Origin of the sequence: Rhodococcus marinonascens NBRC 14363, assembly GCF_001894885.1 — a bacterium.
Classification (GTDB): domain Bacteria; phylum Actinomycetota; class Actinomycetes; order Mycobacteriales; family Mycobacteriaceae; genus Rhodococcus_F; species Rhodococcus_F marinonascens.
Map to the genome: position 1 here is coordinate 1 of NZ_BCXB01000100.1, position 2857 is coordinate 2857.

The window sequence follows — 2857 nt, forward strand, 5'->3', positions numbered from 1 at the left end:
CGGGGCTACGGTCGCCAACTTCGGTATGACTTGTTCGTAAATGGCCGAGTTCCGTCGTGTGCTCACGCCTCAGGGGCTCGGCAAAGTCGGATAGTCGCATGTCAGAGGGCTTGAAGTAGGTCGACTGGTCGGTGTGGGTTGCGGCTGTGGTGCCGTATCGCGGCGGCGATGTTGGTGTTGCCGGCGAGCCGGAGGATGCTGATGACGGTGTTGCGTAGGGTGGCCATGACCTGCGGGGCCGCTCCGGTGCGGACGGTGGAGCGGTCTTCGTCGAAAACGACGTCGCGAACCCAGTGCAACCGGTTCTCGATGCCCCAGTGCCCCTGGATCCAAGCCGTGACGTGGTCCGGGTCGGCCTCGGTCATCGGTAGCGAGCAGATGACGTACACCACCTCAACGCTCCTGCGTGTGCGGCGGGTGACGGTGCGACGAACCTGCAACACCTGTGTGGCGTGCGGGAAGCCGAGACCGGCCGCGACTTCGGTGGCCTTGATCGTGCGACGCTCCCGCCGCCCGTGTCCACGCCCGGCAACCGAGGAGGAGACCGGAATACTCGTCCACGGCAACGCCTTCAACCGGTTTCGCAGTGAGGGTTGGTTGTTTTTCACGGTGAACACGTAGTGCCCGCCCCGGACGACGATGTACTCGGCCGTGGCTCGCTGGCAGTGCAAGGCGTCGGCGGTGACGACGACATCGGTGAGATCGAGTGGGTCGAGCAGGTCGGTGAGCTTCGGGATCTCGTTGGTCTTCGCACCGACCTCGTCCTGGCCGAGGACTGTTCCGGTCGTGTGGTCGAGTGCGGCCAGCAGATGCGTCAGATCACCGGCCGCATCCTTGGCTCCGCGGAGGGTCTTGCCGTCTACCGCTATCACCCGCCGACCGTCGACCACACTGGTACGCAACCACATCCACGCCCCGATCAGCCGGTCCAACACGGTGGCATCGACCCGGCCGAGGGTGCGGCGGATCGTCGACTCACTCGGCAGAGGCCCGGTTGCTCCCACTCGCTCGAGCACCGTCGCGGGCGCATCGTGCACCCATTCGGCGATCGCGGTGAACGATCGCGCGCCGGCGCACACGCCGGCCACCGCGAGTGCCAGGATCAGGGGAAACCGGTGCCGGACACCTCGGCGGGCTCGGGGATCGGGTACCCGCGTGAACACATCGAGGATCCCGCTCGCGAATGGGGTCGTGGGCATGGGAGAAGATGGGGCTGCGGGCACGGCTCGTTCCTGGTGGTGGTGATGGCTTAGGAACTTGAATCATCACCGAGGCGACCGTGCCCGCCCACACCGCCCCGCCACAAACCCTCAGGTCAGGAACCTCTATTCACGACTTTGCCGGGGCCCTGGGGGCACCCCTCACCTGAGAGTTCGCGCAGTGCGTCTATGGCATAAAAACCGGACTGTTCTATTTACATTTGCTAATCAGCCGGATAAGTTGTCGAACCGGAAGAGTTACCTCGGGTGCCCGAATAACCTTTCCATTACTTTCCTTACCTCGTTTGAAGAAAGGTGCTCCATGCACGCTAGAGCTATCCAAACAGTCCTTGTTGCAGCCACTCTCGCGGCTACCGGGCTCACCGGGGGTATGGCAAGCGCTGCCACGACCACCGGAGACAGTGTTCCCGACTACTCCTCTAATATCCCCAGAACAGGGGACGGGCCCCTCCTGTTGGCCATAGCAACCGACGCGTCACAGGTCTCACGTGTCACCGAACTCGTTGATGCCGCACCGAACCCAGCCAAGATCGACGGGTTCGTCACTCCGAATACCATCTACCACACCGCAGCACGGGACGACACGAGCCGACCCTGCAGTTGGCATCTCTACACCGTGACCGCCAGCGGGGAATTGATCGAACACTACAATGGCGAAATCACGTCAGGTGATTCCTCGGTACATATGGGCCCAGCTTTCGATGATGTCGTCAACAATGATGCTTTCCACAATGACCTCTTTCAGGTCGACAACTGCCTAGGCTGGGTCCGCCTGTAAATACCGAGCGCCTCTCGTCGACCATCGATGCAATCTTCACCGCCTTCCCATCGATAGTGGAATCGAACTGGAAGTCGTGAGATCGAGGCTGTCTCCCCGCGATCGGTGGGCAACATGTTTCCTCGGATGTCACCCGGTCATCAAACCATTCAGTGCTTAGCGCCGGAGCCTCTGTGGAAGGACGCACCGTTCACCGCGGTATTGCTCGATGAGTCGTTGGTTGAACCAGTCGATGTATTCGGCGACGGCGATCTCGACGTCATCGACGCCGCAATCCGACTTTGCCGGAGCCCTGGGTTTCTCGGCGATCGCGGCACCGTGTTCCACAGATCGGGGGCACCGATCGGTCCGATATCTGGGTCCGTTCGGGGGACCGACACGGCCCCCATCCGAGGCCATGCTTGGTCAGGGCCTGACCCTACATCGATCTGGAACATCATTTCCAGCAAAGGAGATTGATTCATGAATTCATATAGACACTGGTCTACGATCGCCGCAACCATCGCCCTCAGCGCCGGAACGGTCCTTCTCCCAGGTGTCGCTCAAGCTGAGACCTCAACTCTCGGTAGCAACATCACAACCACTGACGTGAAATTCGCGGTCAGCTGTCATACGGCAATAGGCCAGTATGATCCATTCCATACGAAGGGCTCCGGTACTCATACGGGAACAAGTGATTGGGGTGTGACGATTACGGCACCGAAATCCGTTCCGGCAGGAAAGGATTTTAGGTACACCATCACTCCTGATAGGGCCGTAATGAATGGTTGGGATCCAACAGACAAACTGCGGGATCCGTGGTGGATTCGCATGAAATATGACATAGCAATACCCCCGGAAGTCACGTTCGAAAAAGCAG

General features: G+C 60.5%; 4 protein-coding genes. 2 read left to right on the forward strand and 2 right to left on the reverse strand.

Features of this window, described 5'->3' with window-relative positions:
- Window positions 1-101: 101 nt before the first annotated feature.
- Window positions 102-1199 (reverse strand): ISAs1 family transposase, encoded by a 1098-nt coding sequence (locus RM2_RS22895; RefSeq protein WP_072691746.1) that lies wholly within the window; start codon window positions 1197-1199, stop codon window positions 102-104.
- Window positions 1200-1674: 475 nt separating this feature from the next.
- On the opposite strand from RM2_RS22895, the gene RM2_RS24800 reads away from it, so the two are divergent.
- A complete protein-coding gene (locus RM2_RS24800) occupies window positions 1675-1998 on the forward strand; it encodes a hypothetical protein (RefSeq protein ID WP_072691747.1) in 324 nt (107 codons plus the stop codon).
- 156 nt (window positions 1999-2154) lie between these two features.
- Here the strand turns inward: RM2_RS24800 and RM2_RS24805 are convergent, their stop codons facing one another.
- The gene (locus RM2_RS24805; RefSeq protein WP_169846817.1) at window positions 2155-2325 is read right to left on the reverse strand and encodes a hypothetical protein; all 171 of its coding nucleotides are present in this window, start codon (window positions 2323-2325) and stop codon (window positions 2155-2157) included.
- A 135-nt stretch (window positions 2326-2460) separates the two neighbouring features.
- On the opposite strand from RM2_RS24805, the gene RM2_RS24975 reads away from it, so the two are divergent.
- Window positions 2461-2857: hypothetical protein (locus RM2_RS24975; protein ID WP_218017273.1), on the forward strand; the 397-nt coding region annotated here is incomplete at its 3' end.

What these genes read in the sequence shown, in the direction of transcription:
- RM2_RS22895 (WP_072691746.1), bottom strand. Translation starts at nt 1,199, where the DNA reads ATGCCCACGACCCCATTCGCGAGCGGGATCCTCGATGTGTTCACGCGG.